Origin of the sequence: Salipiger bermudensis, from assembly GCF_020171625.1 — a bacterium.
Taxonomy (GTDB): Bacteria; Pseudomonadota; Alphaproteobacteria; order Rhodobacterales; family Rhodobacteraceae; genus Salipiger; species Salipiger bermudensis_B.
In genome coordinates this window covers 1-17,317 of sequence record NZ_JAIUZY010000014.1, presented here as the reverse complement: position 1 = coordinate 17,317, position 17,317 = coordinate 1, and the positions used below count along the sequence as shown (strand labels likewise).

General features: G+C 67.0%; 20 protein-coding genes and 1 tRNA gene. 8 read left to right on the top strand and 13 right to left on the bottom strand.

What is annotated here, in order from left to right:
- Positions 1–121 precede the first annotated feature (121 nt).
- The 3 genes from LCM15_RS19330 to LCM15_RS19320 are packed head-to-tail and all read right to left on the bottom strand — an operon-like array spanning position 122 to position 2,767.
- Entirely contained in the window at positions 122–1,048 is a 927-nt protein-coding gene (locus LCM15_RS19330; RefSeq protein ID WP_224859322.1) for a site-specific tyrosine recombinase XerD, read from the bottom strand.
- Entirely contained in the window at positions 1,045–2,628 is a 1,584-nt protein-coding gene (locus LCM15_RS19325; protein WP_224859320.1) for a hypothetical protein, read from the bottom strand. Before LCM15_RS19325 ends, LCM15_RS19330 begins: the two co-directional genes overlap by 4 nt.
- Complete coding sequence (locus LCM15_RS19320) at positions 2,618–2,767, bottom strand: hypothetical protein (RefSeq protein WP_007800851.1); 150 nt, start codon at positions 2,765–2,767, stop codon at positions 2,618–2,620. The genes LCM15_RS19325 and LCM15_RS19320 overlap by 11 nt, the downstream gene beginning before the upstream one ends.
- 96 nt (positions 2,768–2,863) lie before the next feature.
- Between LCM15_RS19320 and LCM15_RS19315 the strand changes: the two genes are divergently transcribed.
- Both LCM15_RS19315 and aroB read left to right on the top strand, forming a co-directional pair.
- Positions 2,864–3,442, top strand: a complete 579-nt coding sequence (locus LCM15_RS19315; protein WP_224859318.1) for a shikimate kinase — start codon at positions 2,864–2,866, stop codon at positions 3,440–3,442.
- Complete coding sequence (gene aroB, locus LCM15_RS19310; protein WP_224859316.1) at positions 3,439–4,551, top strand: 3-dehydroquinate synthase; 1,113 nt, start codon at positions 3,439–3,441, stop codon at positions 4,549–4,551. Before LCM15_RS19315 ends, aroB begins: the two co-directional genes overlap by 4 nt.
- Positions 4,552–5,008: 457 nt before the next feature.
- On the opposite strand, the gene LCM15_RS19305 is transcribed toward aroB, so the two are convergent.
- Positions 5,009–5,082, bottom strand: a tRNA-Gly gene (locus LCM15_RS19305).
- A 198-nt stretch (positions 5,083–5,280) separates the two neighbouring features.
- On the opposite strand from LCM15_RS19305, the gene tig reads away from it, so the two are divergent.
- On the top strand, positions 5,281–6,612 hold the full coding sequence (tig, locus tag LCM15_RS19300; RefSeq protein WP_224859315.1) for a trigger factor: 1,332 nt from the start codon (positions 5,281–5,283) through the stop codon (positions 6,610–6,612).
- 25 nt (positions 6,613–6,637) lie between these two features.
- Here tig and LCM15_RS19295 read toward each other — a convergent pair whose 3' ends face one another.
- The 4 genes from LCM15_RS19295 to rpsF form a co-directional block, all read right to left on the bottom strand.
- A complete protein-coding gene (locus LCM15_RS19295) occupies positions 6,638–7,039 on the bottom strand; it encodes a helix-turn-helix domain-containing protein (protein ID WP_224859313.1) in 402 nt (133 codons plus the stop codon).
- 290 nt (positions 7,040–7,329) lie between these two features.
- Complete coding sequence (gene rplI / locus LCM15_RS19290) at positions 7,330–7,950, bottom strand: 50S ribosomal protein L9 (protein WP_224859311.1); 621 nt, start codon at positions 7,948–7,950, stop codon at positions 7,330–7,332.
- 12 nt (positions 7,951–7,962) lie between these two features.
- Positions 7,963–8,190, bottom strand: coding sequence for a 30S ribosomal protein S18 (gene rpsR, locus LCM15_RS19285; RefSeq protein WP_188787945.1), 228 nt, complete (start codon positions 8,188–8,190; stop codon positions 7,963–7,965).
- Between the two features lie 25 nt (positions 8,191–8,215).
- Positions 8,216–8,572, bottom strand: a complete 357-nt coding sequence (rpsF, locus tag LCM15_RS19280; protein WP_224859309.1) for a 30S ribosomal protein S6 — start codon at positions 8,570–8,572, stop codon at positions 8,216–8,218.
- A gap of 427 nt (positions 8,573–8,999) precedes the next feature.
- Here rpsF and LCM15_RS19275 point away from each other — a divergent pair, with 427 nt between their 5' ends.
- A complete protein-coding gene (locus tag LCM15_RS19275) occupies positions 9,000–9,572 on the top strand; it encodes a YceI family protein (RefSeq protein ID WP_224859307.1) in 573 nt (190 codons plus the stop codon).
- 15 nt (positions 9,573–9,587) lie between these two features.
- Here the strand turns inward: LCM15_RS19275 and LCM15_RS19270 are convergent, their stop codons facing one another.
- Together LCM15_RS19270 and LCM15_RS19265 are read right to left on the bottom strand one after the other, a co-directional pair.
- On the bottom strand, positions 9,588–10,760 hold the full coding sequence (locus tag LCM15_RS19270; protein WP_224859305.1) for an acyltransferase family protein: 1,173 nt from the start codon (positions 10,758–10,760) through the stop codon (positions 9,588–9,590).
- Positions 10,761–10,916: 156 nt separating this feature from the next.
- Complete coding sequence (locus LCM15_RS19265) at positions 10,917–11,588, bottom strand: helix-turn-helix transcriptional regulator (protein ID WP_224859303.1); 672 nt, start codon at positions 11,586–11,588, stop codon at positions 10,917–10,919.
- Positions 11,589–11,781: 193 nt separating this feature from the next.
- On the opposite strand from LCM15_RS19265, the gene LCM15_RS19260 reads away from it, so the two are divergent.
- From LCM15_RS19260 to LCM15_RS19245, 4 genes are read left to right on the top strand one after another with little or no spacing between them, the layout of a single operon-like run.
- On the top strand, positions 11,782–12,000 hold the full coding sequence (locus LCM15_RS19260) for a twin-arginine translocase TatA/TatE family subunit (RefSeq protein ID WP_224859301.1): 219 nt from the start codon (positions 11,782–11,784) through the stop codon (positions 11,998–12,000).
- 6 nt (positions 12,001–12,006) lie between these two features.
- Positions 12,007–12,489 (top strand): Sec-independent protein translocase protein TatB, encoded by a 483-nt coding sequence (gene tatB, locus LCM15_RS19255; RefSeq protein ID WP_224859299.1) that lies wholly within the window; start codon positions 12,007–12,009, stop codon positions 12,487–12,489.
- Positions 12,486–13,487: a twin-arginine translocase subunit TatC gene (gene tatC / locus LCM15_RS19250; RefSeq protein ID WP_224859297.1), complete on the top strand. Its 1,002-nt coding sequence runs from the start codon at positions 12,486–12,488 to the stop codon at positions 13,485–13,487. The genes tatB and tatC overlap by 4 nt, the downstream gene beginning before the upstream one ends.
- Entirely contained in the window at positions 13,484–14,323 is an 840-nt protein-coding gene (locus LCM15_RS19245) for an ATP-binding protein (protein WP_224859296.1), read from the top strand. The genes tatC and LCM15_RS19245 overlap by 4 nt, the downstream gene beginning before the upstream one ends.
- Before the next feature lie 86 nt (positions 14,324–14,409).
- On the opposite strand, the gene LCM15_RS19240 is transcribed toward LCM15_RS19245, so the two are convergent.
- From LCM15_RS19240 to surE, 3 genes are read right to left on the bottom strand one after another with little or no spacing between them, the layout of a single operon-like run.
- Positions 14,410–15,654, bottom strand: a complete 1,245-nt coding sequence (locus LCM15_RS19240) for a M23 family metallopeptidase (RefSeq protein ID WP_224859294.1) — start codon at positions 15,652–15,654, stop codon at positions 14,410–14,412.
- A gap of 60 nt (positions 15,655–15,714) precedes the next feature.
- Positions 15,715–16,359 (bottom strand): protein-L-isoaspartate(D-aspartate) O-methyltransferase, encoded by a 645-nt coding sequence (locus tag LCM15_RS19235; protein WP_224859292.1) that lies wholly within the window; start codon positions 16,357–16,359, stop codon positions 15,715–15,717.
- A complete protein-coding gene (gene surE / locus LCM15_RS19230; RefSeq protein WP_224859290.1) occupies positions 16,356–17,141 on the bottom strand; it encodes a 5'/3'-nucleotidase SurE in 786 nt (261 codons plus the stop codon). Before surE ends, LCM15_RS19235 begins: the two co-directional genes overlap by 4 nt.
- Positions 17,142–17,317: the final 176 nt, after the last annotated feature.

Here is a 17,317-nt window from a genome sequence, read left to right as displayed (position 1 = left end):
CGTTATGGGGTGCGCGCAGGGCCGGTTCAAGGTCGGCGCAGGTTCGTTGGCGGTCGGGCTGTTTCAGCGCCGGCCTTTTCGCGGCGGCTGTGGGATCCGGGCTGCGGTCGGGTCGCCCGCGTCAGTCGCGGGCGAGCGGGTGATGGTCCAGCACCAGCTCGCGCAGCCGCTCTTCGAGCACGTGGGTATAGATCTCGGTGGTTGCGACATCGGCATGGCCGAGGAAGGTCTGGATGGCGCGCAGGTCGGCCCCGTTCTGCAGCAGGTGGGTGGCGAAGGCATGGCGCAGCGTGTGCGGCGTGACCTTGGCGGGCGAGACGCCCGCGCGCACCGCCATGTCCTTGATCTGCAGATAGAAGGCGTGGCGGGTCAGGTGCCCGGCCTTGCCCCGCGAGGGGAAAAGATGCGGCGCGCCCGGCTTGCCCTTGGCGCGGGCTGCCTCGTCCTGGGCATCGCGGCAGGCCAGCCACGCCGCCAAGGCCTCGCGGGCCGGGGGCGAGAGCGGCACCATCCGCTCCTTGCCGCCCTTGCCGCGGATCAGCAACATGCGCGGATCGCCCCGCGCCGCCGAGGCGGGCAGGGTGACGAGCTCGGTCACCCGCATGCCCGTGGCGTAGAGCAGCTGCATCAGGCAGGTGTTGCGCAGCCGGTCGGCCTCGGTGCGGCCATGCTCGGTGGCGGCCTGGAGCAGCCGGTCGACCTCTTCGATCGTCAGCGTCTTGGGCAGGCGCTTGCTCTTGCCGGGTCCCGGGATCTGCACCGCCGGGTTGTCCTCGCGCAGGCCCTCCTCGAAGGCGAAGCGGTAGAGCTGCTTGATCGAGGACAGCCGGCGCGCGCGGGTCGCCACCGCAAGGCCCTGCGCCTCGCACGCGATCAGGTAGGCCTCGACATCGGCGCGCTGCGCGGTGTCGAGCGCGCAGCCGCGCTCTGCCAGCCAGCCGGTGAAATCGCTGAGGTCGCGGGCATAGGCGGCGGTGGTGTTGTCGGCGGCCCCGCGCTCAGCCGCCTGCGCCTCGAGAAAGGCACCGGGCCAGTTGGCGGCGCTCATCGCAGCACGCCCTCGTCCTCGAGGATCAGAAGCTCGATGGCGGCGCGGCGCGCGGTGTCCTCGAGGCCGATGGCGCGCAGGGTGGCCAGGGCTTCGGTCAGGTCCTGTTGATTGCCCGCGGCGCCGGTCTCGAACAACGCCATGCTGCGCAGCACCACCTCGCCGAGCTTGCCCTGTTGCAACCGGCGTGCCAGCTCGGCCGGCGGGGACGGATCGTCCCAGGCGCGTGCCACGGCGGCCTCGAAGGCGGCCTCGGGCAACGGATCGGGCGCTGTGCCCGCGGCGATGGCGGCGGCAAGGCCGAGCCGGTCGCTGGCGTCGGTCAGATCGCGCGCGGCGGTCTCGTAGCCCGGCGACAGCAGCGCCGCACGGCGCGCGAGCCGCCCGGCACGTCCGTCGAGCGCATGCTCGCTCAGCCGCTCGCCGAACAGCTCGGAGAACGGCACCAGCAGACCGGCGCTGCGCATCTGGCCCCAGGCCGAGATCAGCGCCGGGCCGATCAGGTCCTCGCGCCCCTCGCTGAGCGCCTCGTCGAGTTCCTGCACCGCGGCGACGCGGTCCCAGACGCCACCCGAGGCTGCGGGCCGGCGTTCCGAGTAGAGCCCCAGCAGCCGGTTGGCGGACAGCGCGCCATGCGCCGCCAGCCGCTCGGCGGCCAGAAGCTGCGCCCGCCAGCCGCTGGTGCCGCCGAGGTCGGCTGCGGCGAAGGCGCGGGGCAGGGGCTGGGTGGGCAGCGTCTCTCCCACCGCCTCGAACAGGCGGAACTGGAGCGGGGTCGGCTGTGCCGGCGGTGGCACCGGGTTGTCCTCGTCGACCAGCTCGGGCTCGACGAAGCGCATCAGCAGCTCGGCGTCGCGGTCGTTGATCTGGTCGAGCGCGTCGGCGGTGCCCAGCACCGTGACGGCATGATCCCAGCGTCCGTTGCGGGCATCGCAGAACACCCGCGTGGCAAGATCGTCGGAGAGCTGCGGCTGGCGTTGCAGCACGCGACAGGGCGCATCCGGCGTGTCGGCCAGCAGCGCGAGGTCGAACCAGCGCGCGAAGAGATCGGGGCTGGTGGCGCCGCCGGCGCGCTCGATCAGCGCGAGACCGGGATCGACGGCGCCTTCCTCGATCAGCCGGTCGAGCCGGGCCGCAAGCAGCGGCGCACCCTCGTCCGAGCCGATGGGGGCATCGGCCTCGGCCAGAAGCAGCGTGAAGAGCAGGGCCGAAAGCGCCGGCACCGCCGGGTCGACCTCTGCGATCAGCTCGGTGAGGGTGGCGACATCGCTGTTGCGCCAGAGGCTGCGCGGCAGGCCGGTGACGGACATCGGCAACAGCCCCACCGCCTCGGCGGTGGGTTGTCCCAGCGGCGCGCTCTCGACCTCGGGGCGCTGCACAGAGCTGGCCACCGGCGGCTCGTCCAGCGGCACGCCGAAGGGCTGCGGGTTGCGCAGCGGCGAAGAGCGCAGCACCGCAGGCGCGTTGCTGTCGCCGCCATCGAGCCAGTCGATGGCGGTCATCGGGCGCTGCGCGTCCTGCGCCAGAGTGGCCGAGGCCACGCCCAGCCCGAGCGCCAGTGTCAGGATTCTAGTTCGCATCAAGCTCCACAGGCTCGCGAATCTCGGTTTGCGGCGGTGAAAAATCGGCGCCGAAGAACGGCCCGATATAGGCATATCCCACCAGCGCGATCCCGCCGAGGATCAGAAGGATAAAAAGCCATTTGATAATACGTCCCATGCGGTCGCTCGTCCTGCCTCGTGTCTTTTTCCGAACTTATACCTAGCCTTTTCGGCAAACTCACGTCATTCACGGCCTCGAATGGTAACATTGGCGATGGATGGCCGAGATACAAGCGTGCAGGCACTGAAGCTTCGAAAGACCGTGGTCCTCGTGGGGATGATGGGGGCCGGAAAAACCGCCGTGGGCAAGGCACTTGCGGCAGCGCTGCATGTCCCTTTCCGCGATTCGGATGCCGAGATCGAGCTTGCCGCCAACATGACCATCGCCGAGATTTTTTCACGCGACGGGGAGCCGTTCTTTCGTCAGAAGGAAAGCCAGGTGATCTCGCGGCTGCTTGATGGCGCGCCGTCGGTGCTGTCGACCGGAGGCGGCGCCTACATGAGCGCCGCGAACCGCGAGATGATCACCGAGCGCGGCGTGGCCGTCTGGCTCGACGCGACGCTGCCGGTGCTGTGGAACCGGGTCAAGCACAAGAACACGCGTCCGCTGCTGCGCACCCCGGACCCGAAGGCCACCCTTCGCGAGATCTACGAGCAGCGCGTTCCGATCTATGCACTCGCCGACCTGACCGTGACCTCCGAGCAGGCCAAGACGGTCGAGGCGATGGCGCAGAGGGTGATCGCGGCGCTGAAGGCGCGCCCGGATGTATTGCAGGAGGACACGGCGAAATGAGCGGAACGGTGCATGTGGCGCTTGGCGAGCGGGCTTATGACGTGCGGATCGGCGAGGGGCTTCTGACCCGCGCCGGGGCGGAGATCGCGCCACTCCTGCACCGCAAGCGGGTTGTCGTGGTCAGCGACGAGACTGTCGCGGCGGCCCATCTCGCGACCCTGCGTGACGCGCTCGCGGACGAGGGCATTGCCTGCGAGGCTCTGACGCTGGCGCCCGGAGAGTCCACGAAATGCTGGCGCGAGCTCGAGCGCGTGACCGAGTGGCTGCTCGCCCAGAAGATCGAGCGCCGCGACGTGGTGGTCGCGCTTGGCGGCGGGGTGATCGGCGATCTGGTGGGCTTTGCCGCCGCAATCCTGCGCCGCGGCGTGCGCTTCGTGCAGATCCCGACCTCGCTTCTGGCGCAGGTCGACAGCTCGGTCGGCGGCAAGACCGGGATCAATTCGCCTGCCGGCAAGAACCTGATCGGCGCCTTCCATCAGCCGTCGCTGGTGCTGGCCGATATCAATGTGCTGAACACGCTGACCACCCGCGATTTCCTCGCCGGGTATGGCGAGGTGGTGAAATACGGGCTGCTGGGCGATGCGGCGTTCTTCGAGTGGCTCGAGAGCAAAGCCGCGGATGTCGCCTCGCGCGACCGGGCCGCGCTGACCCGCGCGGTGACGCGCTCGGTCGAGATGAAGGCCGAGATCGTGGTGCGCGACGAGACCGAGCAGGGCGATCGCGCGCTGCTGAACCTCGGCCACACCTTCTGTCACGCGCTCGAGGCGGCCACGGGCTATTCCGACCGGCTGCTGCATGGCGAGGGCGTGGCGATCGGCTGTGCGCTGGCATTCGAGCTGTCGTCCCGGCTGGGGCTCTGCCCGCAGGAGGACCCCTCGCGGCTGCGTGCCCATCTCAAGGCGATGGGGATGAAGACGGATCTCGCGGACATTCCGGGCGCGCTGCCGGACGCGGAGACGCTCTACGATCTCATGGGGCAGGACAAGAAGGTGGTCGACGGGGCCATCCGCTTCGTGCTTGCCCGTGGCATCGGGCAGGCCTTCGTCAGCGCCGACGCTCCGCGCGAGACGGTGCTCGGGGTGCTGTCGGACGCTCTGGACGGTCGCTGAGGCCGGGGCCGTGCCCGCGGTCGGATTAATCTTCGATTAACCGTTTCGTCGCCTCCCGTCGCAGGATCGTGCCCTGAACGTCATGGAATCGATTCTTGACGCCGCTAGCGTGCGCCCGAGCCGCGCCGGAGCCGGTGCGGCATTGGCTCGTCCACGTCACTGGAGGGATCCGTCATGATGGTCATCGACCCGTTCCGCTTCGTCCTCGCCTGCTGCTTCCTGCCGACCCGCAATGGAATGCTCGCGCACCTGATCCGCGGCAAGCGGTTCTGAGCCGCCTCACACCCGGATCGTCTGGGGCGACCGACCGCGCGCGTCCGGGTGGTCTGAGAGACGATGCCGGGAGCGGACATCGGCGTTCAGCGGCCCGTACGGACCTGCCGCTCAGGTCATAGCCCAAACACACACATCCGCACGCAGGGCGCGTCTGTCTCACGGTGACATTGTCGGAGGGGGATGGAGCGGGTGAAGGGAATCGAACCCTCGTCGTCAGCTTGGGAAGCTGCTGCTCTACCATTGAGCTACACCCGCGACAGGCGATTGCTTACTGCACCGGCCCAGCCGAGGCAAGCGGGATGTGCGCCGGTGCGCGCGGCGGGCCGCCATTGCCGCGCCGCGGCAGGCGAATCCGCCTTGCACGCATGGGCGGGGACGCATAGAAGACCGCAAATTCGACAGAGACGGGCGGCTTTGGAAACACGGGGCCGCGCAAGAACCAAGGAAGATGGTATGCAGGTCACCGAGACGCAGAATGAAGGTCTGAAACGCGCCTATGAGCTGATCCTCACCGCCGAGGAGCTGGACGCGAAGGTCAACGCCAAGCTGGTCGAGGCACAGCCCGAGATCGAGATGAAGGGCTTTCGCAAGGGTAAGGTTCCGATGCCGCTGCTGAAGAAGCAGTTCGGCCAGCGCCTGATCGGCGAGTCCATGCAGGAAGCGATCGACGAAGCGATGTCGAAGCACTTCGAAGACAGCGGCGACCGCCCGGCGCTTCAGCCCGAGGTCAAGATGACCAACGAGGACTGGAAAGAAGGCGACGACGTCAACGTGGCGATGAGCTACGAAAAGCTCCCCGACGTGCCCGAGGTCGACCTGTCCGGTGTCGAGATCGAGAAGCTCGTTGTGAAGGCCGATGACGCCGCCGTCGACGAGGCGCTGGCCTCGCTCGCCGAGACCGCGCAGGACTTCAACGACCGTGCCGAGGGCGAAGCGGCACAGGACGGCGATCAGGTCGTGATCGATTTCGTCGGCAAGATCGACGGCGAACCCTTCGAAGGCGGCGCGGCCGAGGACTACCCGCTGGTGCTGGGCTCGGGCTCGTTCATCCCGGGCTTCGAAGAGCAGCTGACCGGCGTCAAGGTCGGTGACGAGAAGGCCGTGGAAGTGAACTTCCCGGAAGAGTACGGCGCAGAGAACCTCGCCGGCAAGGCAGCCGTGTTCGACGTGACCGTCAAGGCCGTCAAGGAGCCGGTCGCTGCCGAGATCGACGACGAGCTGGCGAAGAAGTTCGGTGCCGAGGATCTCGACGGTCTCAAGGGCCAGATCCGCGAGCGCCTCGAGGCCGAGTATGCCGGCGCCGCGCGTCAGGTGATGAAGCGCGGCCTGCTCGACAAGCTTGACGAACTGGTCACCTTCGACCTGCCGCCGAGCCTGGTCGAGGCCGAGGCCAAGCAGATCGCGCACCAGCTCTACCACGAAGAGCACCCGGAAGATCACGGCCACGATCACGGCGAAATCGAGCCCACCGAAGAGCACAACAGCCTTGCCGAGCGTCGCGTGCGCCTTGGCCTGCTGCTCGCCGAGATGGGTCAGAAAGCCGAGATCGAAGTGACCGACGCCGAGATGACCCAGGCGATCATGAACCAGGCGCGCCAGTACCCGGGCCAGGAACGTGCGTTCTTCGACTTCGTGCGTCAGAACGCGCAGATGCAGCAGCAGCTGCGCGCCCCGATCTTCGAAGACAAGGTCATCGACCACATCGCCGAGCAGGCCAAGGTGTCCGAGAAAGAGGTCACCAAGGAAGAGCTTCAGACCGCGGTCGAAGCGCTCGACGAAGAGTGATCCAAGCTTAGGCGGGCGGGGTGCCTCAGCACCCCGCCGCCCGAATACGAGGCTGCTCCGCGTGCGGGGCAGCCTTTTTGTTTGTCTGAAGCCCCTGCGCCATCGAGCGCAGCAGCTCGATCACCGCGCCGCGCTCGTCCGGCGCAAGCGCGCGCAGAAGGGTGGCGGCGGTGCGGACTTCATCGAACACGACCTGATCCTGCGCGGTCATCGGGCTGTCGCTTTCGGTGAAGAACTCCGCGATCGGAATGCCGAGGGTCTGCGAGATGAGCCAGAGCTGCGCCGCGGGAATCCGCCCGGCGCCCGTTTCATATCGATAGATTTGCTGCACATGTGCGCCGATGCGCTGTGCGAGTTCGTTCTGCGTGAGGCCGGCACTGCGGCGATACTGCCTGAGTTGCGCACTGAGGCGCTGTTCCAGAGTCACGTGTCTTTCCCCATGTTTTCCCCTGCCGGGCGACGCCTGTGGCGCGTCCCGGTAGACCGCCTTTCTGGCAATCCCCGCCGCAAGGCAATGAAAACCACGGGATTTTATCTATATTTGATAGTTTGTTTACTGGCCGGTGGATTTGGCGCGTTCATAGCGAAATATTGTTTCTTCGAGAAATGGTACTTTTTTAACCAAGGGGCAGTGCGCAAACCTGCCGGCCAAAGAAAAGCCGCGCCGGAAGACCGGCGCGGCTTGGTTCGTCATGGCGATGGGCTGGGCCGGATGGCTCAGTCTTCGCGGGTCTCTTCGGACTGACCTTCCGGGGTCTCGACCAGATCGGGATCGTCGGAGCCGGCGGCGCCGAGATCGTCGAACAGTTCCGAGATCTCGAATTCGGCCTGCGCCTCTTCCTCGGCCGCCAGTTCCTGGATCGACTTGCCCGACGCCTGCAGCTCGGCCTCTTCGGGCGAACGTGCGACGTTGAGCTCGATCACGCACATGACTTCGGGGTGCAGGTGCACCTCGACTTCGTGCAGACCCAGTTCCTTGATCGGCTGGCGGATGATGACCTGCTTGCGGTCGATCGAGAAGCCTTCCTCGGTGGCCACGTCTGCGGCGTCACGGGTGGTGACCGAGCCGTAGAGGTTGCCGCCGTCGGACGCGGAGCGAATCACGACGAACTGCTGGCCGTCGAGCTTCTCTGCCAGTGCCTCGGCTTCTTTCTTGGTCTCGAGGTTGCGTGCCTCGAGCTGCGCCTTCTGGGCTTCGAAATGCGCGATGTTCTCTTTCGAGGCGGTCAGCGCCTTGCCCTGCAGCAGCAGGTAGTTGCGGGCGAAGCCGGGCTTGACGTCGACGACGTCGCCCATCTGGCCGAGCTTGGCAACGCGTTCAAGAAGAATGACTTGCATACGAGTGCCTCCTTATTTCACGACGTAGGGCAGCAGGGCGAGGAAGCGGGCGCGCTTGATGGCGCGGGCCAGTTCACGCTGCTTCTTGGCGGACACTGCGGTGATGCGCGACGGCACGATCTTGCCGCGCTCGGAAACGTAGCGCTGCAGCAGCTTGGTGTCCTTGTAGTCGATCTTGGGTGCATTGTCGCCCGAGAAGGGGCAGACCTTGCGGCGGCGGAAAAACGGTTTTGCAGCCATGGTTTAACTCCTCTTCCTCAGGGTATCAGTTGCGGCGTTCGCGACGGTTGTCACGCTCGTCACGCTTCTGCATCTGGATCGACGGGCCTTCGGCGTGCTCTTCGACCTTGATGGTCAGAACGCGCATCACGTCGTCATGCAGGCGCATCAGGCGTTCCATTTCCTGAACCGCGCTCGCGGGAGCGTCGGTCTTCAGGAAGGCGTAGTGGCCCTTGCGGTTCTTGTTGATCTTGTAGGCCATCGTTTTGACGCCCCAGTACTCGGATTCGACGACCTTGCCGCCGTTGTCCGAGAGGACGGTGCCAAAATGTTCGACGAGGCCTTCGGCCTGCGCGTTGGACAGGTCCTGACGCGCAATAAAGACATGCTCGTAAAGCGGCATGTGAGCTCCATTTCTATCAAGGCGCATTTCATAGGGCAGGCATCCTCTCCACTCCTGCCCACGAGAGACTGCGCGGTTCATACGGTCTCGCGGAGGGATGCGCCCGTATACACCTCTCGCCGAGGGGATCAAGGGCGAAGAGACCGCGTGCGGCGCATCTCGACGCGGCGCGGCAGATCTTTCGCCTGCGGCGTGTCCGCCCCGCCCTCCGGGCACGCGCGGCAGCGCGTCGGGCGCGCGCAGGGCAGAGGGGGACGGACGGCGATCCGCCTGCGATGGGGCCACTCGGCGTGTCTATGCACAAATCCGTCAGAGTCGTGTTCATTTTTCAACAGACTCTGTGGGGCGAGATGCAGTTGCGGCGGCGCAGCATTGCCCCAATCTACCGTCCATCGACGACCAACATCCAACATGTGGAGCACACCCAATGAAATCCCTTCTTCTCGCCGGCCTCGTCGCCGCCGCCCCGATCGCCGCCACCGCGGCCCCCGAGGTCTACGAGATCGACTCGAGCCACGCCCAGATCGTGTTCAGCTACAACCACCTCGGCTTCTCGACCGGCTACGGCATGTTCTCGGGCTTCGAGGGCGACATCTCCTATGACGCCGAAGATCCGGCGGCCTCGTCGGTGGAAGTGTCCTTCCCGGTGAAGTCGATGATCACCGGCTGGGAAGAACGCTTCGAGCACTTCATGAGCGACGATTTCTTCGGCGCGTCCGATGACGACATGGTGACCTTTACCTCCACCGGCATCGAAGTGACCGGCGAGAACACCGCGCTGATCACCGGCGACCTGACGCTGAACGGCGTAACCAAGGAAGTCGTGCTCGACACCACCCTGAACCAGGCCGGTGAGCACCCGATGGAAGGCAAGCCGTGGCTTGGCTTCACCGCCACCACCACGCTCGTGCGCTCGGACTACAATGTCGGCGCCTTCGCGCCCTACGTCAGCGACGAGGTCGAGCTCGAGATCTCGCTCGAGGCGATGAAAGCCGAGTAAGGCCGGACCTGCTCGTCAGCGAGCAATCGGTTTCTTCGTGGGGCCCCCGGTATGCGTCTGCTGCCGGGGGTCTTTTTCTGCCGCGACGGTCTCGGGCGGGCGGCCCTTCGGGCGGAAGCGGCGGAACCATGCCTCGAGCGTGCGGAAGCTGACCTCGGCCATGGCCCAGGACAGCAGCGAATAGGCGATGAGCAGAAGCCAGAGGGCCGGGCCTTCGCCGATGATGCCAGGGATGCCGAAGCGGAGGCCGAGGCGCGCCGTCAGGTCGAGCGCGATCAGGTGGTAGAGATAGATGCCATAGCTGACCTCTCCGATCCGAACGAGCGGCTGGCAGACCAGCACAGCTTGCAAAGCCCCGCGCTCGCGCACCACCAGCGCCATCAGCGTCAGCGTCATCAGCAGATGGATCGCGAGGTTCTGCAGCCCGCGCATGTCGAACGGGCCGAGCTGCGCGATCAGGGCGATCAGGGCGAGCGCGGCGAGGGGCGTCGCGCGATGGGCGCAAAGCGGGCGCAGCCGGTCATAGCTGCCGCGCCGGTGCAGCAGGATCGCGGCGAGCGAGCCGAGGATGATCGGCGCGTAGGTGCTGTTGGGCAGCCGGAACACCAGCGGGCCGGCGGCGAGCGGCGGATCGGCGGGCGGCATCATCGCAAGGCCCACGTTCAGCGCCACCAGCGCCAGCGTCAACGGCACCCACACCCGGCTTGGCAACAGCATGAGCAGCAGCGGCCAGAGCAGGTAATACTGCTCCTCGACCGACAGCGACCAGGTGATCGACAGGGTCGGCACATGCTCGGTGAGGAAGTTCGACAGGAAGAGATAGTAGAACGGCACCGCCTGCAGGTACTGCGTCTCGCCCTTGATGCCGATGTAGTAGACGCAGAGCGCCGTCACCACGAAGCCGTAGACCGGCAGGATGCGCAGCGCCCGGCGGATGTAGAAATTGCGGAGCGAGAACGTCCCCGTCCGCGCACGCTCGCGCAGCAGCAGGGTGGTGATGAGAAAGCCGCTCAGCACGAAGAAGAAATCGACCCCGAGAAAGCCCCGGTCGAGAAGCTGCCAGTCCGGACTCTGCACCGGCTGGGCGTGATGCCAGAGCACCATCGCGATACAGAGAAAGCGCAAGCCGTCGAGGCAGCGGAAATGGCTGCGATCGCGATAGGCGGCATGGCCGGTGGCGTCACTCATAATGTCGATACATCACTCTATCCGGCGCGCTGCGCGGTCTCGCCGTGCCAGACGCCGGGTCCCGTTGCCCCGTTCCATCCTTAGCAGCGGGACCGGGGGCGTGTCATGGCAGAGCTGCGGCGGACGTCGGGAATATTTCACCGCGTGCGCCGCGCGTCACGGTTTGCGCGCCTCGTAATCGGACAGCCTCTTGCCGGGTTCGTCGACGAAAAGGCCGGGCAGCGGGGTGAGCGCAGTGATCCGGTCGAGCCGCAGGCTGTCGAACGCACCGCTGGTCTCGTTCCACGCCACGCAGATCCAGATCCGGCCCCAGTAATCCAGCCGCAGCGGGCGGATGTCGAGCGCGCTCCCTGCGTCCCGCAGGGTGATGCGCAGGCGCTGTCGGGCGCGGATCGCCGCGCGCACGGCGGGCATGTGGCGAAAGCCCTCGGCGGCCCCGTGGAACGGGTAGCTGGCAAAGCCGAACGCGCCGGGCTCGGGGGCGCCCTCTTCGGGCAGCACCGCGTCGATCTTGGCAGAGAGGCTCCGCGCCGCCTCGGCCAGTTCGGGCATCTCGCCAGCGCCGGCGCCGATGGCGGCAAGGCCCAGATGCAGCACCTCGAGCTCGGTCTCGGTCAGGGTCAGCGGCGGCAGGGTGAAGCCGCCACGTGCGGCGTAGCCGCGGCCACGCTCGCCCTCGATCGGCACGCCCGAGGCCATGAGCACGTCCATGTCGCGATAGAGCGTGCGCACCGAAACGCCGAAGCGGTCGGCCAGCGCCTCGGCCGTGTGCAGGCGCCCGTCCTTGAGCTGCTCCATCAGGGCGTAGAGCCTGTCAGTCTTTTTCATCGTGCTCTCCAGGTGCCGCGGTCGCCCGTACTTTGCTCTCCTGACAGAATAGTGTCAAAGAGCCGCGCAAATATCTGCGCCCCGAGCCGCGAAATTGCGCCCGACCGCTTCCGGCGGCCAGCGCGAGGCCGTAGAGATCGGGGCAGAGAGTTTACCGGGCGCCGCCCGCGCACCCACCACTGGAGAGAACACAATGCTCAACAATATCGGCCTTCCGGGCCTTCTTCTGATCGCCGTCGTCGTGCTCGTGCTGTTTGGCCGCGGCAAGATTTCCAGCCTTATGGGCGAGGTCGGCAAGGGCATCACCGCCTTCAAGCGCGGCGTGGATGACGGCAAGAAAGAGCTCGAGGACGAGAAGGCGGACAGCGCCCGGGACGTCACGCCCGCCGAAGACGAAAAAGACAAGGTGTAATCCCAGATGCTGGATCTTGGTTGGTCCGAGCTTCTGGTCATCGGCATCGTTGCGCTGATCGTGGTGGGTCCGAAGGACCTGCCCGTGCTGTTTCGCAATGTCGGCCGCTTCATGGGCAAGGCCCGCGGCATGGCGCGCGAGTTCACCCGCGCGATGAACGATGCCGCCGATGAAAGCGGCGCGCGCGATATCGCCAAGACTTTCAAGTCCGCGACCAACCCGATTGGTTCGGCGATGGACGGGGTCAAGGATGCGGCGCGCGCGATGACGGACCCGACGCCGGAAAAGAAGAAACCGGGCCTCAAGGAAGACCCGAACGCGCTCGATCCCGAGCGCGAGGCGGCGAAGAAGCGCATCGAGGCAAGTGCTGCGCGCTCCGCCGCAGACCGCCAGCGCCGCGAGGCCGAGGCGGCGCAGAAGCACGCCGAGGAATCCGCTGCGAAGGCGGCGGAACTGGAAGCGTCTCTCAAGAAAGACGGTGAGCAATGAGTCACACGGATCACGACGAGATCGAGGACAGCTCGGCGCCGCTGATCGAACACCTCGCGGAGCTGCGCACGCGGCTGATCCGCTCGGTGATCGCCTTCATCATCGGGATCTGTCTCGCCTTCACGGTGGCCGAGCCGATCCTGCAGTTCCTGCTCGGCCCGATCGAGACGACGCTGCGCCAGCTCGGTGACCCGTCGCCGACGATGCAGTACACCAGCCCGCAGGAATACCTGTTCACGCTGTTCCGGATCTCGATGGTGTTCGGCTTCGGACTGGCTTTCCCGGTGATCTCCTACCAGCTCTGGCGCTTCGTGGCGCCCGGGCTCTACAAGTCCGAGAAGGGCGCCTTCCTGCCGTTCCTCATCGCCTCGCCGGTGATGTTCTTGCTGGGCGCGAGCTTCGCGCATTTCGTCGTTACGCCCCTGGCCATGGCCTTCTTCCTCGGCTTTGCCGACGTGTCGTCGATCTTTGCCAACCTGCTCTCAAACGCCGCCACGAGCGTCAGCGATGGCGTGGCGGGCGTGCCCACCGCCGCTGAGCCAGCCATGGTGCCCGAGACCGCCGAGGGCATCCGCATCACCTTCTTCGGCAAGGTGAACGAGAGCCTCGACATCACGCTCAAGTTCATCGTGGCCTTCGGGCTGTGCTTCCAGCTTCCGGTGCTGCTCACGCTGATGGGCAAGGCCGGGCTGGTCTCGGCGCAGGGGCTCGGCAGCGTGCGGAAATACGCCATGGTGGCGATCCTCGTGCTCGCTGCACTGGTGACCCCGCCGGACGTGACGACGCAGATCATCCTCTTCACCGTGGTCTACGGCCTCTACGAGGTCTCGATCCTGCTGGTCCGCCTCGTCGAGCGCAAGCGCGAGAAGGAGCTGCGCGAACAGGGGCTGTGGTTCGAGGACGAGCCGGAGGACGAAACCGATCCGATGGCCGGAGACGTCGACGAAGACGACGGCGAACCGGATGACGAAACGTCGAGAAACAAGGACAAGACGTGACCGATACGGATCTTTCCCGCATCGCGGCGGCGCTGGAGCGCATGGCTCCGGCGCCGCTCGTCGCCCCTGACTTCGATCTTGCCGAGGCCTATGTCTGGCATGTCGATCCCGACCGGCTCGAACCGGTCGCCAAGGTCAACCGGGTGCCGCTCGACCTGCTTCTGGGCATCGAGCGCACCCGCGACACGCTGCTGGCCAACACCACCCAGTTCGCGCGCGGCCTTCCGGCCAACAATGCCCTGCTCTGGGGGGCGCGTGGCATGGGCAAGTCGAGCCTCGTGAAAGCGGTCTGCGCCGCGGTGCGCGAGGCTGGCCACGACGTGAAGCTGGTCGAGCTGCAGCGCGAGGATCTGGGCTCGGTGGCGCGGCTGCTGAACCTGCTGCGCGCCTCCGAGAAGCGGTTCGTGCTGTTCTGCGACGACCTCTCGTTCAGCCATGACGACCAGCATTACAAGAGCCTCAAGGCGGTGCTGGACGGTGGCATCGAGGGCCGGCCCGACAACGTCCTGTTCTACGCCACCTCGAACCGGCGCCACCTGATGCCGCGCGACATGATCGAGAACGAGCGCGGCTCGGCGATCAACCCGTCCGAGGCGGTGGAGGAGAAGGTCTCGCTCTCAGACCGGTTCGGGCTCTGGCTGGGGTTCCACCCGTGCTCGCAGGACGAGTATCTCGCGATGATCCGCGGCTATTGCGATGCGTATGGTGTGGCCATCGAGGAGGCGGAGCTGCGCGCCGAGGCGATCGAGTGGCAGGCCACCCGTGGCGCCCGCTCGGGCCGGGTGGCATGGCAGTACTTTACCGATCTCGCCGGCCGCCGGGGCGTCGCGCTCTAGAAGATTTTTCCTGCGAAAAATCTTCCCGTGGGGCCGTGATCGTAACGCCAGGAATTTTCGTACGAAAATTCCTGGCGTTTGTCGTTTCAGCGCAGGTAGGTCATCGGGTCGACGCTGTCGAAGCCCTTGCGCACCTCGAAATGCAGGAAGCTCGGATCGCCCGCGCGCACCTTGCCGATGGTCTGGCCACGGCTCACCGCATCGCCTTTCGAGACGGTGAGGTTGTCGAGATGGGTGTAGATCGACAGCAACTCGTCGGGGTGACGGATCACCACGATCTGCACGTTGTCGGTGTTGGTGGTGATCGCCGCCACGGTGCCGCTGGCGGCGGCCTTCACCGCGGTGCCCACCGGGGCCGAGATGTCGATCCCTTGGTTGTTGGCCGAGTATTCCCGAATGATGCTGCCGCTGACCGGCATCTGCATGGCCGCAGAGGCGCTGGTGCTGGCCGCCGCCTGGCTCTGGCCGATATCCGCCACCGGTTTCGGGGCCGGGGCTGGCGCAGGGGTCGGCGTCGCGGCGGGCGCGCTTGCGGTGTCCGGGGCAGGGCTTCGGGTGAGCGAAGGCTGGTCGTCGGGCAGGGGCTGCGACGAGGACGGCGGCTGCGGCGTCGGCGAGCCGGTGCCGGGCGCGTTGGTGACCGTCGCCGCCGGGGCGGCACTTGCCTCGACCACCGGGATCAACAGGTACTGACCTTCGCGCAGCGTGTAGTTGCTGTCGAGCCCGTTCCAGTCCGCCAGCGTGCGCGGCGGCACGTTGTAGAGCCGCGCCACGGTATAGGCGGTCTCGCCGCGCTCGACCTTGTGACGGATCGGCTCGACGCCGGAGCCGCCCGAACTCGGGCGCGGGGCCGTCGCGGTGGGCCGGGCGGAGGCCGGAGCCTTGTCGATGGCGCTGCTGGCGAGCGTGGTGATGTCGACCTCGCCGGCGGGCCGGATCGGGCCGGTCGTGGGCGCGCCGGTTGCCGGCGAGGGCTCCGACACGCGACGGGGCAGGGCAATCACCTCGCCGCCACGCAGTGGATCGTTGATCTCCATGCCGTTGTAGCGCGCCAGCTCGCCGGCGGGCAGCCCGACCCGGTTGGCGACATCCGCCAGCCGGTCGCCGTTGCGCGCCACCGCGACCTGGTAGTTGGGGTAGGAGATCACGCCGCGATTGTCGGCCTGCGGGCGATCACCGGCGGCGGCCAGCGCCGCTTCGCTGGTGTCGATCTGGCCGCCCATGCGGCCGCGCATGTCGTAGTCGAGCGGCTGCGAGCAGGCGCCGAGCGCGGCCACGAGCGCCAGCGGCGCGGCAATCCGGATCTGCGGGAAGCGGGGAGTGCTGTCCATCTCGATGTCCTCGTATGCGCCCCTTGTCGCCGGGACGTCATGGATATGAAGGCGGGAGGCCTAGCTGTCCTTTGCCAGGCCTTCCACCAGCGGTACAAAACGCACGGGGCGCAGCTCGTCGTACTCGTAGCCCTGCTCGGTCCGGGTGACGCGGATCAGGTGCTGCAGGGTGTCCGACTGGCCCACGGGCAGGACCATGATACCGCCAATCCGCAACTGGGCCAAGAGCGGGCCGGGCGGGTCCTCGGCAGCCGCGGTCACGAGAATGCGTTCGAACGGCGCCTGGTCGGGCAGGCCGAAGCTGCCATCGGCGGTGAAGGCGGTGATGTTCGACAGATCGAGCGCGTCGAACACCTTGCGCGCGTCGGCCACCAGCCGCCGATGCCGGTCGACGGTGTAGACCCGGCGGGCAAGCTGGCTCAGCACCGCCGCCTGGTAGCCCGAGCCGGTGCCGACCTCGAGCACCTTCTCGCGCCCCGATAGCCGCAGCGCCTGGGTCATCAGGCCGACGACCGAGGGCTGCGAGATGGTCTGCCCGCAGGGGATCGGCAGCGGCATGTCCTCGTAGGCGCGCTCGTTGAAATAGCCCTTCACGAAGGCGCCGCGGTCGATCTTCTCCATCGCCTGCAGCACGTTCTGCTCGGTGACCCCGTGCGAGCGCAGCGCGAAGAGGAATTGCATCTTGGCGTCGGCGTTGAAGCTCATGCGAAGCTGCCCTCGAACCCTGCGAGCGCGGCATGATCGGTCAGGTCGGCCCGCATCGGCGTGACAGAGATGAACCCGCCGAGATTGACGTCGGCATCGCTGCCGCGCGTGGCCGCGACGCGCTGGTCTCCGCCCCGGATCCACAGGAAGCGGCGCCCCGAGGGCGACAGGTGCGGCTCGGTCGAGAACCCGGTGCCCGCGCGCCGGCCCTGCGCCGCCAGCCGCACGCCCTGCACCTTGGCTGCCGGGACGGGGGGGAAGTTGACGTTCCAGAACAGCCGGTAGTCGCTGCCGCCGGGCTCCTGCGCAGACAGGATCTGCCGCACCACCGCGGCGCCATGCGTGGCCGCCGCCTCGAAGGGGTTTTCGAGATCGCGGGTCTCGGGGCCCAGATATTGCGACAGCGCGATCGCCGGAAGCCCCTGCAGCGAGGCCTCGAGCGCGCCGCCGAGCGTGCCGGAATAGAGCGCGTTCTCGGCCGAATTGTTGCCGCGGTTGACGCCAGACAGCACGAGATCCGGAGGGGTATCCCTCAGCACGTCATGGACGCCGGCGAGCACGCAATCGGCGGGGCTGCCTTCGGCGGCAAACCGGCGCGGCCCCATCTCGGCGATCATCATCGGGTGGGTGTAGCTGATGCAATGCGCGACGCCCGATTGCTCGAAGGCCGGGGCCACGGTCCAGACCTCTCCGTCCGGACCCGCGATCTCGCCCGCGATGGCCTCGAGCACGGCGAGCCCCGGCGCGTTGATACCGTCGTCATTGGTGATGAGAATGCGCATGAAAACCCCTGTCTTTCGGCCTGAATAGGCAATGTGGCATGACGGGGCAAGCGCCCGGGCGCGATCCACGGCGGAGTGTGGCACGCACCGCGCGGTCCTGTGCGGGGGCTGCGTGTGCGGGGGCGATGGGGGCGTTTGCCTTCGGTCGGACCGCAGATGCATCTTGATAAGGGAAG

Excerpts from the sequence above, each read along its gene's own strand:
- LCM15_RS19235 (WP_224859292.1), bottom strand. The coding sequence starts at position 16,359 with ATGAGCTTCAACGCCGACGCCAAGATGCAATTCCTCTTCGCGCTGCGC.
- LCM15_RS19265 (WP_224859303.1), bottom strand. The coding sequence starts at position 11,588 with ATGAAAAAGACTGACAGGCTCTACGCCCTGATGGAGCAGCTCAAGGAC.
- rplI (WP_224859311.1), bottom strand. The coding sequence starts at position 7,950 with ATGCAAGTCATTCTTCTTGAACGCGTTGCCAAGCTCGGCCAGATGGGC.
- tatB (WP_224859299.1), top strand. The coding sequence starts at position 12,007 with ATGCTGGATCTTGGTTGGTCCGAGCTTCTGGTCATCGGCATCGTTGCG.
- LCM15_RS19330 (WP_224859322.1), bottom strand. The coding sequence starts at position 1,048 with ATGAGCGCCGCCAACTGGCCCGGTGCCTTTCTCGAGGCGCAGGCGGCT.
- aroB (WP_224859316.1), top strand. The coding sequence starts at position 3,439 with ATGAGCGGAACGGTGCATGTGGCGCTTGGCGAGCGGGCTTATGACGTG.
- rpsF (WP_224859309.1), bottom strand. The coding sequence starts at position 8,572 with ATGCCGCTTTACGAGCATGTCTTTATTGCGCGTCAGGACCTGTCCAAC.
- LCM15_RS19260 (WP_224859301.1), top strand. The coding sequence starts at position 11,782 with ATGCTCAACAATATCGGCCTTCCGGGCCTTCTTCTGATCGCCGTCGTC.
- LCM15_RS19270 (WP_224859305.1), bottom strand. The coding sequence starts at position 10,760 with ATGAGTGACGCCACCGGCCATGCCGCCTATCGCGATCGCAGCCATTTC.
- LCM15_RS19275 (WP_224859307.1), top strand. The coding sequence starts at position 9,000 with ATGAAATCCCTTCTTCTCGCCGGCCTCGTCGCCGCCGCCCCGATCGCC.
- LCM15_RS19325 (WP_224859320.1), bottom strand. The coding sequence starts at position 2,628 with ATGCGAACTAGAATCCTGACACTGGCGCTCGGGCTGGGCGTGGCCTCG.
- surE (WP_224859290.1), bottom strand. The coding sequence starts at position 17,141 with ATGCGCATTCTCATCACCAATGACGACGGTATCAACGCGCCGGGGCTC.
- tig (WP_224859315.1), top strand. The coding sequence starts at position 5,281 with ATGCAGGTCACCGAGACGCAGAATGAAGGTCTGAAACGCGCCTATGAG.
- tatC (WP_224859297.1), top strand. The coding sequence starts at position 12,486 with ATGAGTCACACGGATCACGACGAGATCGAGGACAGCTCGGCGCCGCTG.
- rpsR (WP_188787945.1), bottom strand. The coding sequence starts at position 8,190 with ATGGCTGCAAAACCGTTTTTCCGCCGCCGCAAGGTCTGCCCCTTCTCG.
- LCM15_RS19240 (WP_224859294.1), bottom strand. The coding sequence starts at position 15,654 with ATGGACAGCACTCCCCGCTTCCCGCAGATCCGGATTGCCGCGCCGCTG.
- LCM15_RS19315 (WP_224859318.1), top strand. The coding sequence starts at position 2,864 with ATGGATGGCCGAGATACAAGCGTGCAGGCACTGAAGCTTCGAAAGACC.
- LCM15_RS19320 (WP_007800851.1), bottom strand. The coding sequence starts at position 2,767 with ATGGGACGTATTATCAAATGGCTTTTTATCCTTCTGATCCTCGGCGGG.